At 59.5% G+C, this 23,773-nt stretch carries 4 protein-coding genes and 1 pseudogene; 1 reads left to right on the top strand and 4 read right to left on the bottom strand.

Annotated features, from left to right (window positions below):
- Window positions 1-23: 23 nt before the first annotated feature.
- Complete coding sequence (locus ACOTY9_RS01940) at window positions 24-1,487, bottom strand: EAL domain-containing protein (RefSeq protein WP_045268119.1); 1,464 nt, start codon at window positions 1,485-1,487, stop codon at window positions 24-26.
- A 287-nt stretch (window positions 1,488-1,774) separates the two neighbouring features.
- Here ACOTY9_RS01940 and ACOTY9_RS01935 point away from each other — a divergent pair, with 287 nt between their 5' ends.
- Window positions 1,775-2,659: a hypothetical protein gene (locus ACOTY9_RS01935; protein ID WP_032629235.1), complete on the top strand. Its 885-nt coding sequence runs from the start codon at window positions 1,775-1,777 to the stop codon at window positions 2,657-2,659.
- Window positions 2,660-2,694: 35 nt separating this feature from the next.
- Here the strand turns inward: ACOTY9_RS01935 and ACOTY9_RS01930 are convergent, their stop codons facing one another.
- From ACOTY9_RS01930 to ACOTY9_RS01920, 3 genes and pseudogenes are all read right to left on the bottom strand, one after another.
- On the bottom strand, window positions 2,695-3,870 hold the full coding sequence (locus tag ACOTY9_RS01930; protein ID WP_071922253.1) for an HlyD family type I secretion periplasmic adaptor subunit: 1,176 nt from the start codon (window positions 3,868-3,870) through the stop codon (window positions 2,695-2,697).
- Complete coding sequence (locus ACOTY9_RS01925; protein ID WP_348565510.1) at window positions 3,867-6,047, bottom strand: type I secretion system permease/ATPase; 2,181 nt, start codon at window positions 6,045-6,047, stop codon at window positions 3,867-3,869. Before ACOTY9_RS01925 ends, ACOTY9_RS01930 begins: the two co-directional genes overlap by 4 nt.
- 72 nt (window positions 6,048-6,119) lie before the next feature.
- Window positions 6,120-23,702 (bottom strand): annotated as a pseudogene (locus ACOTY9_RS01920) (Ig-like domain-containing protein); the annotation flags it as partial.
- Window positions 23,703-23,773: the final 71 nt, after the last annotated feature.

Raw genomic sequence — 23,773 nt, 5'->3', positions numbered from 1 at the left:
CAAGGCCCTTCGGGGCTTTATTTTTAGCTAAACTGTCTTACCATGCGATCTAATTCCTCCTCCTTCACAGCCCGTGAGAGATAATATCCCTGAAAGTTTTTCACGCCCAGTTCGACTAATTTTTCAAATTTCTCTTCACTGTCCACCCCTTCAGCAATGCAGTCCGTTCCGGTCATGTCGCTGTATATCTGAATCGCTTTAATCAGATTATAATCGTTGTCGTTCGCCACAAAATGCTCGACGATGTCGCGGTCAAGTTTCAACCCGTCAAAATGCACCTGCCTGACAGGAAACATGGTGTGATGGTTAGAGAAGCAGTCATCCAGAAACAGTCTGCACCCGGTATTACGCAGATGCCGCATGGTTTCAGGGATCTTCTTGTCTTTGGTCACATCGATATCTTCTGCAAATTCAAAGACAAGCTTTTCCGCCCACTGGGGTTTGAGCAACATGCCGATGGCTTTCCGGGCCATCTCCGGCAACGCTTTTCCGGAAGCGAGACGAGGCGGAATATTGACTGAAAAATAGAATTTCCCATTATATTTATTAATCCCGGACACGGCAGCGTGGATCACCAGGGCCGTTATTTTTAACCATATCTCGTGATTTGAAATGTCATTAAGAAAACAGGCAGGCTTGACTATTTTGCCGTTTTTATTCCAGCGGATCAGTATCTCAAAGCCCACCCCTTTTTTGTCGCGATCGGTAATGATCTGGTAGGCCGGGAAGATTTCCCTTTTCACCAGAGCATTAAAAATATCTGCTTCTTTATCCGTGAATTCTGCTTTAAGACGATGGTTTTTGTGACTTCTTTCCGCTTTGAAGTTATGCGGATCGTTTAACCATCGTTTAATATAATGTAACTTCTGCACACCTTCCTTACGATGGGTATAAACCGTTTTATTAGAAAGTCCTAGCTTTTCGCACAGATCTTTTACGGACATTCCGCGGTAGAAATTCAATAAAACGTCAATTTCTCTTCTTGTTAGCCATTTCAGATTTTCCTGCGGAGAATACCCCAGACAGTGATCGCGTAATAATCGCGAGTGGTCTTTAAACCCCTTATTATGGGTATGGAAGCAGTTGATGACATCAGAAACGCTGGCGATCCGAATTAGTGATAATTGATGGCTGTTATGTAAAAGGCTACCCAGGGTGCGATATAACCAGCTGTCAGGTATATCACTATAAAGGGTCACGCATCGGATAACAGGCAATGCATTCAGTACGGATGCCAGCCGCGTCAGACTTTCCAGCAGAGTGACAATCCCTTTACCCGGAAACACAACAATATGAGCATGTTGATTATTAAGGATATTTTCCCTATCCCGTTGGCAGACATCATCTCCCTCAAAGTGGATATGCGAAGCGTCTATGCCGTACTTTTTCAGGAGCAAAGCATACCCCTGGAAGGTAAAACCGCAGGTTGAGATGACAAACCGCCGATCGTCGCGAGCAACATTTCTGTGAGAAATTTTGTGGGTCATAACCTGCTCCTGGGCACAAAATCGCCATTCTTATTATGAATACGGAATATGTAATACAGCTGGTGTATAGAATAATTTTACAGTACGCCATCAGGTTAAGATACTGTTATCAACGTTCCGCACCGGAACATCTTTGCGTTAATCACTCTCTCTTCTGTCGACAAATGTAAATATATCTTTCTTTTCAAATAACGACGGCAAAACACTGTTTCTCAGGTATAATGAAAATTCCGAAAAAGAAGACTGGATACTTCATCTATCGGTTCATCAAACACGAGAAAAATGCTATGGATAATCACATCTCATCCAGGGCCTTGCTACATCGACGGGATGTTATAAAGAGCAACCCACGATTTGGTGAGGCAATATTAGAGCACTACACAATTAATGACACCATCTATAAAAAACAACCTTTGTTCTACAAGACAATGCTTCAGGAAGCGCGGTTCAACATTATTCTCGCCATGTGTTGTTTTATATTTGGCAATCAGGCCGAGTCAGTATCTGAGATTAAAGAGCTATGCTCCCGCTATAAAATAGCCAGCCCTAATAGTGTGATTGCGATCATTACTCTTCTCAGAACCACGGGGCGCATCAGGACCTGGCGCTGTACGGATGACCGTCGAAAAACACGAATAGCCCCGACCGAAAAAGGATTGAGTGAACTTAAACGCTATATGTCCGGTGCATTTTTGCCCGTCAGCATTCTTTATCCGACGTTTAATATTGATGTAAACCTGCTGGATAATGACACATTGAGAAATAATTTTTTCCGCCGCGCAGCGGAATATCTCTTCCGGGGATTAACCTTCAGGAAAGTGTTACCCGAGGTAGGATTATTTATCGATAAAGATGGCGGACGCATGATTATGCTTTATCTTTATCTGCAGGCCATAAAAAACAAATCTGCTCATGGTGCAGTTATTGACTATTCAGCCAGCACGCTCGCGAAAGAATTCTTTGTTTCGCGGATCCACGTCAACCGGATTATCAAAACAGCGCAAGAGGCAGGATATCTGAAAGATCGCGGTGACGGTCGCCTGTCGGTGTATCCGGCTTTTCTCGAACTGGTCGAAAACTATGCCGGACTCTATTTCGCGTATGTCACCCATTACATTAACGTGGTACCGAAAGAACGACGCCACCCCAACAACGTCACATTAACGGTATAATAAAAATGGCGTTCGGTTCCCCGAACGCCCTGCCCTTATCTCTCCCGCAGCGCTTCTTTCGCTTTGTTGAGCGGCTTCAACAGATAATCAAGAATGGTTTTACTGCCGGTTTTGATATCCACCGTCGCAATCATCCCCGGAAAGACCGGAAATTCCTTACCTTGCTTATTGGTCAGATGGTTACTGTCGGTGCGGATATAAACGCGGTAGTAGTAGACATCCCTTTTCACCTCATCCTGCAAAGTATCCGGTGAAATCATGGTCACTTCCCCTTCCAGCCCACCGTAAATGGAATAGTCATAGGCCGTCACTTTTACCAGCGCTTTCTGGCCGGGATGGATAAATGCCACGTCGCGCGGGGAGATTTTTGCCTCAACTACCATCTGATCGTCCAGCGGCACCAGGCTCATCAGTTTGCCATTCGGCGGAATAACGCCTCCCACGGTCGTCACGTCAATATCCTTCACGATGCCACGTACCGGCGCATTGAAGGTCAGCCGGGTCAGGGAATCCTCACGTCCTTTCATCACCGAACGCTGAGCTTCAATTTCCGCGTTGGCTTTTGCCAGTTCTTCACGGGCGCGAACGTAATACTGGTTTTTCATCTCGGTGATTTTATTCTCAAGCTCATTTTTTTGACGCTCAAGACGTAACACCTCCACCTTGCTGGCCGCCCCCTGGGTCACCAGCGGACGGGTTAACGACAGTTCACGCTGCACCAGTTCAGCCCCCTGACGCAGGCCGGCCAGCCCTTTTTCCAGGCTTTCGCGACGGGACTGATAGAGCGCCGTCTCTTGTTTGACCAGCTCAACGTCGTCATCCAGTTCTTCGGGAAAAATCAGCGCCGTGTCGTTGACCTCGGCCTTCAGGCGCGCCGCCGTTGCCAGCGCGGCATTCAGACGGGACTCACTCTCCAGCACGCTGGACTCGGTTTTTGTCCGGTCTAACTGCGCAAGCTGCTGACCGCGTTCGACAATGTCGCCTTCGCGCACCATCAGGCTGTGAATAATCCCCCCTTCCAGGGACTGAATCACCTGCTCATGCGAAGACGGAATCACCTTGCCGCTGCCGGTTGTGACTTCATCAAGCTCGAACAGGCTCGCCCAGGCGATAAATACCGCCAGCAGGGCGAACAGCGCCCATGCCACCCGCGACGACCTCGGTAGGCGTGGCTCTTTCAGACGGCTATTAAAACGGGTTAAATCATTCATGCCACACCCTCCTCAGCAACCGCCGCCGCTTTCATGGTCACGGTGCGCTGCGCGGCTTTTGGCGTCGCCATACCGTGCTGATGCAGGATCGCGTCGCGCGGGCCGTCCATCACCACCTTGCCGTTTTCCAGCACAATGATGCGGTCAACCAGGTCCAGAATTGGCAGGCGGTGGGTAGCCACCACCAGCGTCCGGCGCTTGCCCAGCCACTGGTGAAGATGCTGAATAAACTGCTTCTCGCTCACTTCATCCAGCCAGGCGGTAGGCTCATCCAGCAGCAGAATCGTCGGAGAAGTGATCAGCGCGCGCGCCAGCAGCAGCGCCTGACGCTGCCCGCCGGACAGCCCCGTGCCGCCTTCATTGATAAGGGTGTTCAGCCCCATTTTCTGCTTGCGCACAAACTCCAGCGCGCCGCTGTTCACCAGCGCCTGATGAATTTCTTCGTCAGTCGCCAGTGGGTTACCCATCAGGATATTGTCCCGCACGGAGCCAAAGAACAGCCGCGCCTGCTGGCTGAGCAACTGCATGTCGCGACGCAGATCGGCCGGGTCCAGATGGTTAAGCGCGATATCGTCCAGCAGGATGCTGCCCTGCTGCGGCTCCTGCATGCCCGCCAGAAGTTGCAGCAGCGTGCTTTTGCCGGAGCCATTTCGGCCAAGCACCGCCACGCGCTCCCCGGCACGGATCTGTAGCTTGCTGATGTTAAGCACGCTGAGTTTCTCTTCTTCATCGTAGTAAAACCCGACGTCCTCCAGCACGTAATCGCCGCGCAGATGGGCTTTATGCACCTTCTTCCCGTGCTGCGGATCGTCAATCGGTCGCTGCATCAGGTCGTCCAGCCCCTTACGGGCCACTTTTGCCGACTGCCAGCGGGAGAGCACGCCTGAGATCTGCGACAGCGGCGCGATGGTGCGCGACGCCAGAATCGAGGTTCCTACCAGCGCACCGGTGGTCATATCCCCGCTGATCACCAGATAACAGCCCACCAGCAGGACTACCGCATAGACGATAGACTGCACTTCCTGGGTCCAGGTCAGCAGCAGGCCCGTCAGCCAGCGCTGCTTCATGCCGACGGTGGCGGCGACATCGTTGGTGTTATTCCACTGGTTCTGGAAACGCTGTTCGGCGCGCATCAGCTTGATGTCCTCAATGCCCTGCACCGCCTCCACCAGCGTGGCGTTACGGATAGCAGATTCGCGCATCCCCTCGCTGGAGAGTTTGCCCAGCGGACGCTGCACCAGCAGGCCCGGAATCAGCAACAGCGGCACGGCGAGCAGCACCACCAGCACCAGCGGGCCGCCGATCATCCACAGAATAAAGACGAACAGCAGGAAGAACGGCAGATCGGAGATCGCCGCAATGGTAGTGGAGGTGATGAGTTCACGCACCGACTCCAGCTCGCGGATCTGCGCAATAAACGAACCGGTTGATTTGGAGCGTGCGCCATTTTTAATCCGCAGCGCGTGGGCAAACACACGCTCTGAAATGCGCAGGTCGGCGCGTTTCCCCACCACGTCAGATATATGCACGCGCAGCATGCGCATGACGAATTCGAATACAATTGCAATCATGACGCCGCCAAACAGCACCCACAGCGTGGCTTCTGATTGCGACGGTACGACCCTGTCGTACACCTGCATGGAAAAAACCATGCCAGAGAGAGCCAGTACGTTAGCCACCAGCGCCACCAGCATAATGTCGCTGTAGCGTCGCCAGTCTTTCAGCGCCAGCTGCCAGAACCAGTTTTTCTCATACGGTTTAATGTAATCGTCCACGCGGGCATCCGGTGTGGACTCCAGCGGGCGCAGCACCAGCAGGGTCTTTAACCGTGTCCCGAGCGCTTCCAGCGTCAGCGTCGTCTCCAGGCCACCGTCTCCGCTAAACTGCAGGCTGACGTTGCCTTCGTTGTCCATGCGGGTAATCACTGCGATTTGTCCGCCGGTGAATTCCGCCAGCAGCGGTAAACGCCACGGATCGAGAGAGACCGCTTCCGCCGCCACTACACGCATCCCCAGCCCTAGCTGGCGCGCCATCTCCTCCAGCACCAGCTGGCGCGGAGACTGACTTTCATGGTTAATCGTGACCCGAACATGTTCCGCGGAAAAGTCCAGCCGATAGTGCTTCGCGATGATCAGCATGCCCTGCAGCCAGGGTTCGTACTGTGGATGTGTCTTCATAATCTCCGGGTTAACGCTATTCGTGTATAGAAATGCCAAAAGGCCGCGGGGATCGCTCCCCGCGGCAGGGTTTTACGCAATTAACAGTTGATGATTAGCCAGCAGCGTCGCCAGATCCGTCTGCACGCCGTTCAGCGTCACCAGAGTGGTTGGCGAGAACTGGCCGCCGGTACCGTCCAGGTCAACCTGGATCTCGGTATTGCTTCCGTTTCGCACCACGCGGATGTAATCGGTGATATTGCCCGCGCTACTGTCCAGCGTCGCCACGCCGTTCACATAGCTCGCTGAGCCCGTGCCGGTATAGCCGCTGTCTGAGAGCAGATCGCGCAGGTCAATACGGTCCGTGTCCGCCGTCCCTTCCCAGGTGCCGACGGTAAAGCCGTTCACCACATCGTGACCGTTACCGCCCGTGGCATCCGACGCGTTGATCAGCTTGTAGAGCAACGTATCGTGACCGCCGCTGCCGATGTTGAAGGTGTCATTCCCGCCGCGGCCTTCGAACCGGTTATCAGCGCTGTTGCCGGTGATAACATCGTCGAAGTCCGAACCGTTAATGCCTTCAATATTCAACAGCCGTGTGGTACCAAAGCCAGTGTCCTGTGCGGTTGAAAGGCGCAGGTCAACGGTCACGCCGGAGGTCGCATTGCGGTAATCCACCACGTCCATCCCACCGGTGTTGCTCCAGGTGTCGTAGTCGGAATGGGTATTCCAGCCGCCGGAGCCGTTGTAGGTATAGGTGCCATCTTCTGCAATGAAGGTGTCGTTATACCCGGTCCCGGTGATTGTCCCGCTGTGGCCGCCGGTCGCCGCTTCGGCCGTCAGGACGTAGCCCTCTTTGCCGTTGCCCGCATCCAGACCGCTCCAGGTGACGTTATCCGACACACCGTTGGTGATCTTCACAATCTCTGCCGAGTAGGTTTCATTCGGATCCAGACCGTAGAAGCTCACCAGCGCAGAGGTATCGTTCGACCCGATACCGGACTGGGCGTTGATGATCTGCGAGGCCACCAGCACGCCTGCGGCGTTATACAGGTTGACCGTGTTGCCGTAGTAAGCGTTGATACCCTCGCTATCGACAATGTGCAGATGCATCGCGGTGCCGTCCGCAATGGTTTTGCTGTTCTGAACCAGCACCACCTTGCCGTTCTGCTGAGAAACCAGCAGATCCTTCGCGCCGTCCCAGTTGTAGTCCACCGCGGCCACGCCGGTAGCGTAGGCGATACCGGATGCCAGCTGGCTGGAGGTCCAGGTGGAACCGTACCCGTTGTTGGTGAACAGGGTTGCCGTTTGTGACGCGCCGTAGGTGCTGAGCTTGATGATGTCCATCTGCCCGTCGCCGTTCCAGTCCACCGCCACCGACAGATACCCCGCCGACGCGTTAGAGGCTTCCACCGCGCTCTTGGTGGTAGAGAGCTTCCCGGTGCCGTCGTTGTAGTAGATCACCCCGCCGTTGTTGTTGTAGCTGCTGCCCAGGTACAGATCCATGTAGCCATCGCCGTTGAAGTCTGCCCACGTCATGGACGCCGCCGTGGTGGTGTTCGCGGCGTTGACCACAAACACGTTGGTCAGGTTCTGGCCGATAGAGAGCGTGCCGTTGCCGTTGTTGTTGATTACGGTTAACGAGTACGCGCCGCTGCGGTTGGTGTGCTGAACAATATCCACCGTACCGTCGTTGTTCAGGTCAACACCGGAGATTTCACGCATGGTGGTGAATTGTCCCCAGAAACCTGCGCCGCCGTTGGTGCCGTCCGGCGACAGTACCCCGTTGTTGTTGATCAGGTACGTAATGGAGTCTGCACCCGCATCGCCGTAGGCCAAATCCAGATAACCATCACCGGTTTTGTCGTACGCAATCACGCCGCCGTACCAGATGGTAGTGCCCATTCCCAGCTGGCTGGCGTTATAGGTGCTACCATCGTAGGTCCACATCACCTGCGTGGATCCCGCGTAGGTGTTCTCCGTGGCGAAAATGTCCTGCGTGCCGTTACGGTCAAAGTCAGCGGCGGTCTGGCTCACCACGTAGTAATTACGGGTGTTGGTCAGCGTATTTCCGGCATAGGTCGAGCTATCGCTGCTGGAGTAAGACTGGCCGTTCGCAATGATATTCCACAGACCGCTGCTGTTCATGCCAAGGGTCATGGTGGAGTTGTTGCTGTTCCCCGCCGTGGTTGCCCAGTCGGTATTCACCGTGGTGGTGTCAATCACCAGGCTGCCGGTGGTCGTCCCGGTGGTATTGCCGTTACCCGCGCTGCTCTTCACCTGCGCCGTCACGCTGTAGCTCGCGACGTTCAGCGCATCGCTGTCCGGGATCTGCAGATACCAGGTGTTGTGATCCGGATCGACCACCACCGCACCGCCCGTCTGGGAGGTGTAGGTTTTCCCGTTCACCGTCACCACCAGATACTCACCGTTCACCAGATCGGCAGAGACGGTCCCGCTGACGATCGGCGTGGTATCCGACGTGGTCTGCGCGGTAATCGCCGCCGTGGTGGTCGGTATGCTGGTATCCACGCTCAGCACAAAGCCGTCCGATTCCGTATAGTTACCGGCCTTGTCGGTGACACGCACAATGTAGGTGTGATTGCCATCGCTCAGGCCGTTATCCTGGAAGGACCAGCTTGCGCTGCCGTTCATGGTCACCTGGCCGAGCAAGACGCCATCGCGGTAAAGCTGGACGATCTCGCCGTCGTCCGGGGCGCGGTTGAGCGTCCCGTTGATCACCGGTGAGTTATCGTCAGTGGCGACCGAGCTGCCAAAGGTGCCCGTACGTTCCCCTTCAACGTCGGTATAGCTCACGACCGTTCCCACAGTGTCTGGCGGCGTGGTATCCACCGTCACCACCTGCGACGCGGTAGAGCCCACGTTGCCCGCCTGGTCGATGATCCGCACCTGGTAGGTGTAATCGCCGTCCGCCAGATCGCGGGTATCGGTGTAGCTCCAGCGCTGGTTGGTGACCGTGGCGTCAGACCAGGTATTCCCGCCGTCGAGGCTTATCTGCACGCGCTCGTCGTTTGCCAGCGCGTTGCCCAGCGAGCCGTTAATGGTCAGCGTGGTGTCCATAGTGATGAAATCACTCCCGGACTGACCGGTATCTTCGCTGATGCTGTCGATGGTGATGCCATACTGCGGCGCCTGAGTATCCACCGTCACCGCCTGCGAGGTGGTTGCCCCGACGTTACCCGCCTGGTCAATTACCCGCACCTGGTAGTTATGGCTACCGTCGGTCAGGGTACGCGTATCGCTGTAGCTCCACTGGGTCCCGCTCACGGTGGCATACACCCAGGTGGTGCCGCCATCCATGCTCACCTGAACGAACTCACCCGCCCCCAGCTCTGCGCCAAGCGTGCCGTGCAGCGTGTACGAGGTCGAACTGGTCAGGAAGTCATTGTTGTCAAACCCGGTGTCGACGGTAATGTTATCCACGGTCACCGTAATCGCCGCATCCGGGGCGACCGTATCAACGGTCACCTGCTGATGAGCGCTGGCCCCCACGTTGCCCGCCGCATCCACCACGCGAACGTAGTAGTCATAGGTCTGGTTCCCGAGCGTGCGGCTGTCGACGTAGTACCAGCTGTTGCCGGTCACAATCACGTTCTGCCAGGTGACGCCGCCGTCGATGCTGATCTGGGCGTACTCGCCGTCAGCCAGCGTCGCGCCGAGCGAGCCGTGCAGCGTCAGGGACGTATCGTTGGTGATAAAGTCGCTGCTGCTCAGGCCGGTATCGTCGCTGATGCGGTCGATGGCGATGGTTTTGCTGGCGTCCGGCGCGACGGTATCAATCGTCACTACCTGGCTGGTGGTGGCGCTGATATTCCCCGCGTCGTCAATCACGCGCAGCTGGTAGTTGTAATCTCCGTCGGCCAGCGTACGGCCATCGACATACGTCCAGCTCAGCCCGCTGACGCTGACGTCGGTCCAGGTCAGACCGCCGTCGAGGCTGATCTGCGCGTGGTCACCGCTGCCCAGCGCCGCGCCGAGCGTCCCTTTCAGGCTGATCTGGTTGTCGCTGGTGATGAAGTCACTGTCGGACAGGCCGGTATCCTGGGAAACGGAATCCACGGTAATGGTCGTTGCCGCCGGTTTCGTCAGATCAATGACCACGTCCTGGCTGTCCGTTGACCCCACGTTGCCCGCGTTATCAATCACCCGCACCTGATACTGATAGGTCCCGTCGGTCAGGGTGCGGCCGTCCGTATAACGCCATGTGGTGCCGGTCACGGTCAGGTCAATCCAGGTTGCCCCACCGTCGAGGCTGATCTGCGCCTTCTCGTTATTGCCGAGCTGCGCGGTCAGCGAGCCGTTGACCACGACCTGAGCGTCGTTGGTGATGAAATCACTCGCGCTCAGGCCAGTGTCGTTTTGCAGAGAATCAATGCTGATGCCCATCGACGGCGCGGTGAGATCCACGGTGACGCTGTGGTTATCGCTGCCGCTGTTGCCGATGGTGTTGCTGACCTGCGCGTTAATGACGTACGAACCGCCGTCCGCCAGCGCGGTCACGTCTGCGCTTCCGACCGTATAGCGCCAGGTACCGTCATTCTGAACGGTCGCCGTGTAGGTTTTACCGTTCAGCGTGATGGTCACCGTCTGGCCCGCAGGCGCGTCGGTGGTGCCGCTGATGACCAGCGGCGTGCCGTGTTCGGCGGCGCTGACAATGTCATCTTCCGCAAAGGTGTTGATAGTGATAGTTGGGACATCACCGTTCAGCGTTACGTCGTGCGTTGCGCTGCCAGGGTTACCTGCTTTATCACTCACCGTGGCGGTAATCGCGTACTGCCCGTCACTCAGGCCGAGGAAGTCACGGCCCGGCACGAAGACCGACCACGATCCGTCTGCCCCGACGGTGGCCTGATAGCTGTGCCCGTTGAAGGAGACGGTCACCGTCTGGCCCTGTTCCGCCGTGGTGGTACCGCTGATGGTCTGGCCCGCCAACTGCTCGGCATTGTTAACGATGTCGTCATCGGCCACGGTGCTGATGGTCACGGTCGGCGCGACGGTATCCACCGTTAAGGTGTGCGTCGTCTGACCGCTGTTCCCGGCTTTGTCGTTGACCGAGGCGGTCACCGTCAGCGCCCCCTGGCTCAGCGCGGCCAGATCCGCCGCGGGTACGTCCAGCGTCCAGGTGCCGTCGTTGGCCACGGTAGCGGTATAGGTTTTGCCGCCCAGCGTCACGGTAACGGTCTGGCCGGCCTCGGCGCTGGAGGCACCGTGAACCGTCAGCGGCTGCTGCGCTTCTGCCGCGTTCAGCACATCGTCACCCGACAACGTCGCAATGCTTACCACCGGCGCGGTGGTATCTACGCTGATGTCGTGCGTTGCCGAGGCGCTGTTACCCGCGCTGTCCTGCGCCGAAACAGACACCTGATAGCGCGCGCCATCGGCCAGTGCGCCTACGTCGGCGGCCGGGACGGTAGTCGTCCAGGTGCCGTCGCTCTGAATCGTGGCGGTGTAGGTCTTGCCGTTCAGGGTCACGGTCACCTGCGTACCGCTGGCAAACTGGGCGTTGGAGCCATTAATCACCAGCGCGTTACCCGCTTCTGCCGCGTTGATAACGTCATCGCCGCTGAGGGTATTTACCGTCAACGCCACGGAGGCGGTGTTGACCACCACGTCGTGCGTCTGGGTGCTGCTGTTGCCCGCGCTGTCGGTAATGGTTGCGCTCAGCGTCACTGTGCCGTCGCTCAGCGCGGAAATCACGCTGGCCGGCACGCCCACGCTCCAGTTGCCGCTGGCGTCAACGGTGGTGGTGTACTGGTTCGAACCCAGCGTAATGACCACTTTATCCCCGACGTTCGCGCCGGTTGCCGTGCCGCTGACGATCTGCGCCTGTCCGTGTTCCACGCTGTTGATCACGTCATCGCCCGCCACAACGTTAACGCTGACGGTCGGTGGCGTGGTATCAAGCGTAATCGCTTTACCCGCGCTGCCCGGGTTACCCGCCGCGTCGCTCACGCTGACCTGCACGGTATAGCCGTTATCCGCCAGTGCGGAGAGATCGGTGCCCGGCACGTTGACGCTCCAGATACCGCCCTGCTGCACCTGCGCGTTGTAGCTCTTACCGCCCAACGTCACGGTAACCGTCTGCCCGGCTTCCGCGGTGGTGGTACCGGAGATGGCCACGCCTGCGGACGCTTCGCTGGCGTTGATCACGTTATCGCCCGCGACCGTATCAATGGTGACGGCTGGCGCGGTGGCATCCACGCTGTACTCGCGGCCCGCAGAGGCGCTGTTGCCGTTCACGTTAGTCACGCTCACCTGCACGCTGGCATCGCCGTCTTTGAGGCCCGCCAGATCTGCGGAAGGCACGGTAGCCGTCCAGTTGCCGTCGGCATCCACTTTTGCGGTGTACGTCTTCCCGGCGAAGGTGATGGTAACGGTCTGGTTTTCCTCAACGTTCGACGTGCTGCCTGAAAGCACCAGATCCGCGCCTTTCTCCGCCGCGTTAATCACGTCATCGGTAGCAATCGCATCAATGCTGATGGCGACCGCGGCCAGATCCACGTTCACATCGTGGCTGATGGAGACCGGGTTACCCGCGGTGCTTTGGCCTGCCACGGTAATGGTGACCGTGCCTGCTGCCAGCGCACCCACGTCTGCCGCCGGGATTGCCGCGCTCCAGGTACCGTCTGCCAGCACGGAGGCGGCATACGTTTTGCCATTGACGGTCACGGTAAGCGTGGTTCCCACCGCCAGCCCGTCGCTGGAACCGGTGACGATCAGGTTCTGACCGTGTTCGATGCTGTTGATCACGTCGTCACCCGCGACGGTATCAACGCGCAGGCCCGGCAGGTTAGCGTCTATAACGATTTCGCGCTCGCCCGCCCCGGTATTGCCGTGGCCGTTGGTCACGGTCGCTGACACCGTCAAATCGCCGTTGCCCAGCGCCGTCAGAACAGACTCCGGCACGCTCACGGACCAGGTCAGATCGTTCTGCACCGTCGCGGTGTAGCTGTTGCCGCCAAGGGTCACGGTGACGATATTGCCCGCCTCCGCGTTCGTCACGCTGCCGCTGAGGGTCTGGCCTGAAGCCACTTCCGCCGCGTTAATGACGTTATCGCCCGCCACGGTGTTGATAGTGACGGTCGGCAGCGCGGTATCCACCAGCAGATTTGCGGTGTTGCTGACGCTGTTGCCCACGCCGTTGGTCGCCGTCGCGCTCAGGGTGTAATTGGCCTGACCGAGACCCGCCAGATCTGCCGCCGGAACGGTCAGGCTCCAGCTGCCGTCCGCCGCCGTGGTGGCGGTGTACTGCTTGCCGTTCAGGGTCACGGTGACCACGGTGCCTTCTGCCAGGTTGGCGCTGGTGCCGCTGACGCTCAGGTCCTGGCCTTTCTCCACCGCGTTCAGCACGTTGTCGCCGCTGAGGGTGTTGAAGCCGACCGACGGTAGGCCGGTATCGACGGTCACGTTATGGCTGCCGGTGCCGGTATTGCCTGCGGCATCGGTGACTGACGCCGTGACGGTTACGGTGCCGTCGCTGAGGCCGGAAATCACGCTCGCCGGTACGCCCACGCTCCAGTTGCCCGCCGCGTCCAGCACGGTGATGTACGTCTGGCCGCCGAGGGTAACGGTGACCTTATCGCCCGCTGCCGCCCCGGTGGCGGAACCGCTGATAATCTGCGCCTGAGCGTGCTCCGCGATGTTAATCACGTCGTCGCCCGCCACGGTGTTGATGGTGACCGCTGGCACGGTGATATCTACCGTCAGGTTATGGTCAACGGAAGCAGGGTTACCCGCTTTGTCGCTCACGGACGCGGTCACGGTCACGCTGCCGTCGCCGAGCGCCGCAACATCCGCCGCCGGAACGTTCAGCGTCCAGCTGCCGTCTGCGCTGACGGTTGCGGTGTAGTCTTTACCGTTCAGGCTTACGGTCACCGTCTGGCCCGCCTCGGCGGTGCTGGTGCCGGACACGGTCAGATCGCTCTTCGCTTCGGCCGCATTGAGAATGTCGTCACCCGCGATCGTGTTGATGGTCACGGACGGCGCGGTGGCGTCCACGCTGTACTCGCGGCCCGCCGAGGCGCTGTTGCCGTTCACGTTAGTGACGCTCACCTGCACGCTGGCGTCGCCGTCCTTAAGGTGTGCCAGATCCGCGGACGGTACGGTATACGTCCAGTTGCCGCTGTCATCAACGGTAGTGGTGTAGATCTTGCCGTTCAGGCTCAGGGTCACGGTCTGCCCGGCTTCCACGTTGGTGGTCGCACCGGACAGCACCAGATCTGCCCCTTTCTCCGCCGCATTGATCACGTCGTCGGTGGCGATGGCGTTGATGCTGATGGCAACGGTCGCCAGATCCACCGTCACGTCGTGGCTGATGCTAATCGTGTTACCCGCCGCGCTGTCGCCGGTGACGCTGATTTTCACGCTGCCTTCCGGCCACGCGCTCACGTCGGCAGACGGGATCGCCGCGCTCCAGGTGCCGTCCGCCAGCACCGTAGCCGCATAATCTTTGCCGTTAACGGTGACGGTCAGCGCCGTGCCCGCTGCCAGTCCGTCGCTGGATCCAGTGACGATCAGGTTTTGCGCATGTTCGATGCTGTTGACCACGTCGTCGCCCGCGACGGTATCGACGCGCAGGCCCGGCAGGTTAGCGTCTATAACGATTTCGCGTTCGCCGGAACCGGTGTTGCCGTGGCCGTTGGTCACGGTCGCCGTCACGCTCAGGCTGCCGTTGCCCAGCGCGGTCAGCACGTCAGACGGTACGTTTACGGACCAGCTCAGATCGTTCTGTACCGTCGCGGTGTAGGTATTGCCGCCAAGGGTGATGGTCACGGTGTTACCCGCTTCGGCATTCGCCACGGTACCGCTCAGGGTTTGCCCGGCTGCCACTTCCGCCGCGTTAATAACGTTATCGCCCGCCACGGTGTTGATGGTGACCGTTGGCAGCGCGGTATCCACCAGCAGGTTCGCGGTGTTGCTGACGCTGTTGCCCACGCCGTTGGTCGCCGTCGCGCTCAGGGTGTAGTTGGCCTGACCGAGACCCGCCAGATCTGCCGCCGGAACCGTCAGGCTCCAGCTGCCGTCCGCCGCCGTGGTGGCGGTGTAGTTTTTACCGTTGAGGGTCACGGTCACCACGGTGCCTTCCGCGAGGTTAGCGCTGGTGCCGCTGACGCTCAGATCCTGACCTTTCTCCACCGCGTTCAGCACGTTGTCGCCGCTGAGGGTGTTGAAGCCGACCGACGGCAGGCCGGTATCGACGGTCACGTTATGGCTGCCGGTGCCGGTATTGCCTGCGGCATCGGTGACTGACGCCGTGACGGTTACGGTGCCGTCGCTGAGGCCGGAAATCACGCTCGCCGGTACGCCCACGCTCCAGTTGCCCGCCGCGTCCAGCACGGTGGTGTACGTCTGGCCGCCGAGGGTGACGGTGACCTTATCGCCCGCTGCCGCCCCGGTGGCGGAACCGCTGATAATCTGCGCCTGAGAATGCTCCGCGATGTTAATCACGTCGTCGCCCGCCACGGTGTTGATGGTGACCGCTGGCACGGTGATATCTACCGTCAGGTTATGGTCAACGGAAGCAGGGTTACCCGCTTTGTCGCTCACGGACGCGGTCACGGTCACGCTGCCGTCGCCGAGCGCAGCAACATCCGCCGCCGGAACGTTCAGCGTCCAGCTCCCGTCCGCGCTGACGGTTGCGGTGTAGTCTTTACCGTTCAGCGACACGGTGACCGTCTGGCCCGCTTCGGCGGTGCTGGTGCCGGACACGGTCAGGTCACTCTTCGCTTCGGCCGCATTGAGAATGTCGTCACCCGCGATCGTGTTGATGGTCACGGACGGCGCAGTGGCGTCCACGCTGTACTCGCGGCCCGCCGACGCGCTGTTGCCGTTCACGTTAGTGACGCTCACCTGTACGCTGGCGTCGCCGTCTTTCAGACCTGCCAGATCGCCCGCTGGCACCGTGGCGGTCCATTTACCCTCAGCATCCACCGTGGCGGTATAATTCTTGCCGCCAAAGGTAATGGTGACGGTCTGGTTTGCTTCCACGTTCGAGGTGGTGCCGGAGAGCACCAGATCCGCGCCCTTCTCGGCCGCGTTAATCACATCGTCTGCAGCGATGGCGTCAATGCTGATGGCAACGGTCGCCAGATCCACCGTCACATCGTGATTAATGGAAACCGGGTTACCCGCACCGTTCTGGCCTGCCACGGTAACGGTCACCGTGCCTGCCGCCAGGGCACCCACGTCCGCCGCCGGGATCGCCGCACTCCAGGTGCCGTCAGCCAGGACGGTCGCCGGGTAGGTTTTATTGTTCACGGTGACGGTCAGCGCCGTGCCCGCCGTCAGCCCGTCGCTTGTACCCGTAATAATCAGGTTTTGATTATGTTCGATGCTGTTGATCACATCGTCGCCCGCGACGGTATCGACGCGCAGCCCAGGCAGGTTAGCGTCGATAGTGATATCGCGCTCAGCGGAGCCGCTGTTACCCACGCCGTTGGTTACGCTGGCAGATACGGTCAACTCGCCGTTGCCCAGCGCTGTCAGTTCGGCTTGCGTCACGTTAACGGACCAGGTGAGATCGCTCTGGACCGTCGCGGTATACGTTTTGCCTCCGAGAGTCACGGTAACCGTGTTGCCTGCTTCGGCATTGACTACCGAGCCGCTGATGCTCTGGCCTGCCGCCAGTTCAGCCGCGTTAATGACGTCATCGCCTGCCACGGTGTTGATAATGACACCCGGCAGAACGGACTCGACATTCACGGTATGAGAGGTACTGGTGCTGTTGCCAACGCCGTCCGTTGCTGACGCGGTAACGGTGTAAAGCGCTTCACCCAGTTGACCGACCTGATCCGCCGGAATCGTGGTCGTCCATTTACCGTTAGCGTCCACCGTTGCGCCGTAGGCTTTGCCGTTGAGCATCACGGTCACCGCCGCGCCTGCCGCCAGGCCGGAAGCCGTACCGGAGATCGTCAGATCCTGGGTTTTCTCTGAACTGTTGATCACATCGTCACCGGAAACGGTGTCAATGGTCAGCACCGGCGCGCTCAGGTTTACCTCCACGCTGTGTGTGGTGCTGTTACTGTTGCCCGCTTTATCGGTCAGCGCCGCGGTGATGGTGTAATCTCCCGCGGTCAACGCGGTCACATCCGCCGCCGGTACGCCCACGCTCCAGTTTCCGGAGGCATCCAGAGTGGCTGTGTACGATTTGTTGTTGATCGTCACGGTGACCACATCACCCGCCGCCGCGCCGGACACAGAACCGGTGACAATCAGCGCCTGCGCATGTTCGGCGCTGTTGATCACATCGTCGTCGGATACGGTGTGGATGGTCAGCTGTGGAACGGTGGTATCAACCAGCACGTCGCGATCGGCAGAGGCCGGGTTGCCCGCTTTATCCGCGACGGCGGCGCTGACGGTGTAGTTACCGTCAGCAATCGCGCCCAGATCCGCAGACGGCACGGTTACGCTCCAGCTGCCGTTTGCCGCTACAGTGGTGGTGTAGTCTTTACCGTTCAGCGTGACCGTCACCGTCTGGCCCGCTTCGGCGTTGGTCACGCCATTAATGACCAGATCCTGCTGCGCTTCGGCCGCATTGATGATGTTGTTGTCGCTGATGATGTCAATCGAGACCGTCGGCGCCGTCGCGTCCACGCTGTACTCACGGCCAGCTGACGCGCTGTTGCCGTTCACGTTGGTCACGCTCACCTGTACGCTGGCGTCGCCGTCTTTCAGGCTGCCCAAATCGGCAGACGGTACGGTGGTCGTCCAGTTGCCGCTGGCATCGACCGTCGCGGTGTACGACTTGCCGCCGAAGGTGATGGTGACGGTCTGGTTAGCTTCCACATTGGTGGTGGAGCCGGACAGGACCAGGTCCGCGCCTTTTTCCGTCGCGTTAATCACGTCGTCGGTGGCAATCGGATTAATGCTGATGGCGACTGCGGCCAAATCTACCTTCACGTCGTGGCTGATGGTGACCGGCGTGCCCGCCGTGCTCTGGCCGTTAACCGTTACGGTGACCGTGCCTGCGCCCAGCGCGCTAACGTCTGCCGCCGGGATCGCCGCCGCCCAGGTGCCGTCTGCCAGCACGGTTGCCGCGTAGGTTTTTCCGTTGACGGTTACCGTGAGTGCCGAACCGGCTGCCAGGCCATCGCTTGACCCGGTGATAATCAGGTTTTGCGCATGTTCGATGCTGTTAATCACATCGTCGCCCGCGACGGTATCGACGCGCAGACCGGGCAGGCTGGCATCGATGGTGATGTCGCGCTCGCCGGTGCCGGTATTGCCATGGCCGTTGGTAACGCTGGCGGACACCGTCAGATCGCCGTTACCGATGGCGGTTAAGACCGTGGACGGCACGTTGACCGACCAGCTCAGGTCGTCCTGTACCGTGGCGGTGTAGATATTGCCACCGATGGAAATAGTGACAGTGTCACCGATCGCTGCCCCGCTCACTTTCCCGCTCAGGGTCTGGCCTGCGGCGACCTCTGCCGCATTAATCACATCATCCGTGGCGACAGGGTTAATGGTCACCACCGGGAGCGCGCTGTCGACCACAACGCTGTGGCTGGTACTTGCGCTATTGCCTGCCGCGTCGGTCACGTTTGCCGTCACGGCGTAGCTCGCTTCGCCCAGCGCCGAGACGTTTGCCGCCGGTACGGTGACGCTCCAGTTGCCGCTGGCGTCCGTGATGGCGGTGTAACTGATGCCGTTCAGGGTCACCGTAATGGTGGTGCCGTCCGGCTGGTTACTGCTGCCGGAAACCAGCAGGTCCTGGCCTTTTTCGGCCGCGTTGATCACGTCGTCAACCGCCAGGGTATTGATGGCAATCACCGGCGCGGTCAGGGAGACCTCAACGTCATGCGTTGCGGTGTTGCTGTTACCCGCTTTATCGGTGAGTGTCGCCGCGATCGTCTGGTTGCCGTTCACCAGCGCGCCCACGTCCGTTGCCGGAACGCCCACGCTCCAGCTCCCGGACGCATCCAGCATTGCGGTGTAGTCTTTCCCGTTCAGGGTCACCGTGATGACATCGCCCGCCTGCGCGCCCGTCACCTTACCGGAGACGATCAGCGCCTGACCGTGCTCAGCAATGCTCACGATGTCATCGCCCGCGACGATGTTGAAGCTAATCTGTGGCACGGTGGTATCCACCAGAACGGAGGCATCCGCGCTTGTCGGGTTACCGGCTTTATCGGAAACCGATGCCGTGACCGTGGCGTTACCGTCGCTGATGCCTGCCAGATCCGCCGCCGGCACGTTGAGTGTCCAGCTGCCGTCCGCCTGCACCTGCGCGGTGTACTGCTTGCCGTTGAACGAGACCGTCACCGTCTGGCCGGCTTCGGCCGTGGTGGAGCCGCTCAGGGTCAAATCCTGCGCCGCCTCTGCCGCGTTGAGCATATTGTCATTGCTGATGGTGTTGATGCTGACCGTCGGCGCGGTGGTATCGACGCTGAATTCCTGCGCGGACGATGCCGCGTTGCCGTTCGCGTTGGTGACGTTAACCTGCACGCTGGCGTCGCCGTCTTTCAGGCCGCTCAGATCGGCTGCCGGTACGGTATACGTCCAGTCGCCGTTGGCATCCACGGTCGTGGTCCAGGTTTTACCCGCAAAGGTAATGGTCACGGTCTGACCCGCTTCCACATTGGAGGTGGTGCCGGAAAGCAGCAGATCCTGACCTTTTTCCGCCGCGTTGAGCACATTATCGTCGGTCACGCTGCTGATAGTGATGGCGACAGGCGCGAGATCGACATCCACAACGGTGCCAATATTCACCGGGTTGCCGGAGGTATCCTGTGCGCTTGCCTTGATATCGAGCGAACCGTCCGCCCACTGCGACACATCCGCGGCCGGGATCGCCGCCTTCCAGGTGCCGTCCGCCAGCACGGTGGCGAAATAGTTGCTGCCGTTAATGGTTACCGTGACGGTGCTGCCCGCCGCCAGATCGGTGCTGGAGCCGGACACAATCAGGTTTTGACCGTGTTCGATGATGTTAATCACGTCATCGCCCGCCACGGTGTCAATACGCAGCCCAGGAAGCTGGGCGTCGATGGTGAAGTCCAGAGAGGATGAGCCGGTATTACCGTGGGCGTTGGTGACGCTGGCTGACAGCGTCAAATCGCCATTGCCGAGCGCGGTTAACTGGCCCTCGCTTAACGGCAGGCTCCAGGTGAGATCGTCCTGCACGGTGGCCGTGTATGTCTGGCCGCCAAGGATAATAGTGACAGTGTCACCTGGCGCCGCGTGAGCCACTTTACCGGTCAGGGTTTGCCCTGCCGCAACCTCCGCGGCGTTAACGATATTATCGCCCGCCAGGGTATTGATCGTCACAACCGGCAGCGAACTGTCCACCAGCACATCGTGACTTGCAGAGGCGCTGTTGCCCACGCTGTCGGTCACGTTCGCCGTCACGGTGTAATGCGCTTCGCCCAGCGCACCTACCGCCGTCGCCGGTACGGTGACGCTCCAGTTACCGCTGGCATCGGCAATAGCCGTGTAGTCGATGCCGTTCAGGGTGACGGTGATACGGGTTCCTTCCGGCTGGTTGCTGGTACCCGAGAGTTGCAGATCCTGACCTTTCTCGGTCGCATTGATCACGTCATCTGCTGCCAGGGTATTAATACCGATGACCGGCGTCACGGTATTCACCACCACATCCAGCGAACTGCTTCCGGTATTACCGGACCTGTCGGTCACGGAGACGTCGATGGTCCAGGTACCGTCGGCCAGCCCCTGCACCACGGACGCTGGCAGACCGAGGCTCCAGTTGCCCGCCGCATCCACCACGGTGGTGTAATCCACATTGTTGATGGTGATGGTCACCCGGTCGCCCGCTGCCGCGCCGGTCACGGAGCCGCTCAGGATCTGCGCCTGAGAATGGGCAAGCTGGTTAATGGTGTTGGTGGCGGTGACAAAGTCGTTGATGGTCACCTGCGGCACGTTTGCGTCTACCAGACCGACGCGATCGGCGCTGCTGGTGTTACCCGCCACGTCGCTCACGCTGGCCGTCACGGTCACGATACCGTCGGCCAGAGCGCCAACGTCAGCCGCTGGAACGCTCAACTGCCAGGTGCCGTCCGTCTGGACCGTGGTCTGGTACGTTTTGCCGTTCAGCGTTACGGTGACCGTCTGGCCCGATTCTGCCGTGCTGCTGCCGCTTAAGACTAAATCCTGCTGCGCTTCGGCCGCATTAATGATGTTATCCGCGGTCAGGTTATCGAGGGTAATCGCTGGCGGCAGGGTATCCACCGTGACCACGCGCGACGCATCGGCAGTGTTACCGTTGATGTTGGTGACGCTGACGCTCACCTGTGCGCGACCGTCGATCAGCGTGTCCATCGCGCTGGCCGGTACGGTCAGGCTCCAGGAGCCATCCTGCTGCACCTGGGCGGTGAAGGTCTGGTCGGCAAATTTCACCACCACGGTCTGCCCCGCTTCCACGCCCTGCGTCTGGCCGGACAGGGTTAAATCGCTGCCTTTTTCTGTCGCGTTGAGCATGTCATCGCTGGAGACGGTATCAATGGTGACCGCCACGGCGTTGAGGTCGAGTTCAATCGGGTGTTCTGCCGAAACGGTGTTGTTCCAGGCATCTTTCGCGCTGACGTTGACCGTCACCTCGCCCGCCGTCCAGGCCTGAAGATCCGCCGCCGGAACGCCAATCTGCCAGTTGCCGCTGGCGTTAACCGCGGTGACGTACTCGACGTTATTGATGGTAACGACAATCTGTGTGCCCGCAGCCAGATGGGTGCTGGCACCGGTGACGGTCAGATCGTGCTGCTGTTCGATGGCGTTGATCACGTCATCGCCGGAAATGGTGTTCACGCGCAGACCCGGCAACTGAGCGTTGATGTTGATATCACGCTCGCCGGTGCCGGTATTACCGTGCCCGTTGGTTATCGATGCGGTGAAGGTTAAATCACCATCGCCGAACGCCTGAAGATCCGCCGACGGAATGGTGACGCTCCAGGTGAGATCGCTGCCTACCGTGGCGCTGTAGCTCTTACCGCCCACGGTAACAGACACCGTATCGCCCGCCGCCGCGCCGGTAACGCGACCGCTGAGGGTTTGATCCACGCCCGCTTCGGCGTTATTGACCAGGTTGTCGCCTGCAAAGGTGTTGATAATGACCTGCGGCAGCACGGTATCCACCAGCAGATTCGCTTCGGCAGAACCGCTGTTGCCCACGCTGTCGGTGCCGCTAACGGTAACGGTGTAAAGCGTGTTAGCCAGATTCAACACGTCGGAAACCGGCACCTGGATGGACCAGATACCGTTTTCGACGGTGGCCGGATAATTCACGTTATTCAGCGTGACGGTGATGGCGCTGCCGTCAGGCAGATTGCTGGTGCCGGACAGGCTCAGCGGCTGCATCGACTCCTGGGCATTCAGCACGTTATCCTGGCTGATGGCGTCAATCGTGAATTCCGGCGGGTTGCCGCTCAGCGTGATGCCGTGCGTGGCGCTGCTGGTGTTGCCTGCCGCATTGGTCACGGACACCGAAAGGGTGTGGTGGCCTTCTCCCAGCGCACCCACAACGGACGCCGGGACGCCTACGCTCCAGCTGCCGTCTGCCAGCACCACGCCAGTGAAGGTCTTACCGCCCACGGTCACGGTCACCACATCGCCTGCGGCGGCACCGCTCGCCTGGCCGGAGATAATCTGTGCCTGGCCCTGCTCGCTGGTATTGAGAATATCATCGCCCGCCACGGTGTGAATGGTAATGACCGGCGCCGCAGTATGAACCGAGAAATCTGCCGTCGCTGATGTACCGTTACCCGCTTTGTCACTGACGTTCACCGTCAGGGTGTGGTTGCCCTCACTGAGAGCCTGCACCTCGCTGGCGGCAAGCGTGACGGACCAGGTGCCATCGCTGCCCACCGTGGCGTTATAGTTTTTGCCGTTCAGCGTTACCGTCACAATTTGTCCGGCTTCCGCATTGGTTTTACCGGTCAGCGTCAGCGGCTGGTTGTGCTCGGCGGCATTGATGATATTGTCCTGCGCGAGCGTATCGACAGAGAGCGTTGGCGCAGCGGTATCCACGCCAATCGTCTGGCTTCCGCTCACGGTATTCCCCGCCGCGTCTTTGCCGCTGACGTTGACCGTCCAGGTGCCATCGCCCAGCGCCTGCGCGTCTGCCGCTGGCACTTTTACGCTCCACGCGCCGTTGGCCCCCACTTCCGCCGTGTAGGTTTTACCGTTCAGCGTCACGGAAACGTCGGTTCCCTTCGCCAGATGCTGGCTGCTGCCGGACAGCGTAAAACCGGCAGACTGCTCGCTGGCGTTTATCACGTTGTCACCCGCCGTTGTCGCCAGCGTAATCGAGGCCTCGGCCGTGGAGACGGTTACCGTGATGCTGCCTGCAGAGGTGGTTTTGCTGCCGTCGATCTGCACGACCGACCACGTATGCTCTCCGTCAGACTGGGTCGGGAGTTTTACCGTCCAGGTGCCGTCTTTACCCACCATCGCGCTGGCAATGGTGCTTCCGCTGCTGTCTTTGATCTGAATGGTCGCGCCCGGTTGGCCGCTACCGCTAAAGGTCGGGGTGTTATCGTCCGTGATCGCGTTCGCGCTCAGCACACCCTGCTTGTCACCCACCTTGTCCGACAGCAAAAAGGTCGGCGTGGCACTTTCCACTTCTTTGGTGTTATCAATGACTTTCGTTTTCGTTTCGCCGTCACCGCCGTTGGCCAGCAGCGCCCCGATGGCGCCACCGCCCAGGGCAGCACCCGCAATCCAGCCCCACGGCGCATCGCTCAAGACACTTTCCTGCTCAAGGAAAGGTTCAATGCTGC

This window comes from Enterobacter cloacae complex sp. SHL012 (assembly GCF_049237505.1).
Lineage (GTDB): Bacteria > Pseudomonadota > Gammaproteobacteria > Enterobacterales > Enterobacteriaceae > Enterobacter > Enterobacter kobei.
The sequence above is the reverse complement of the archived record's forward strand: the minus strand, read 5'-3'. Positions and strand labels throughout refer to the sequence as shown.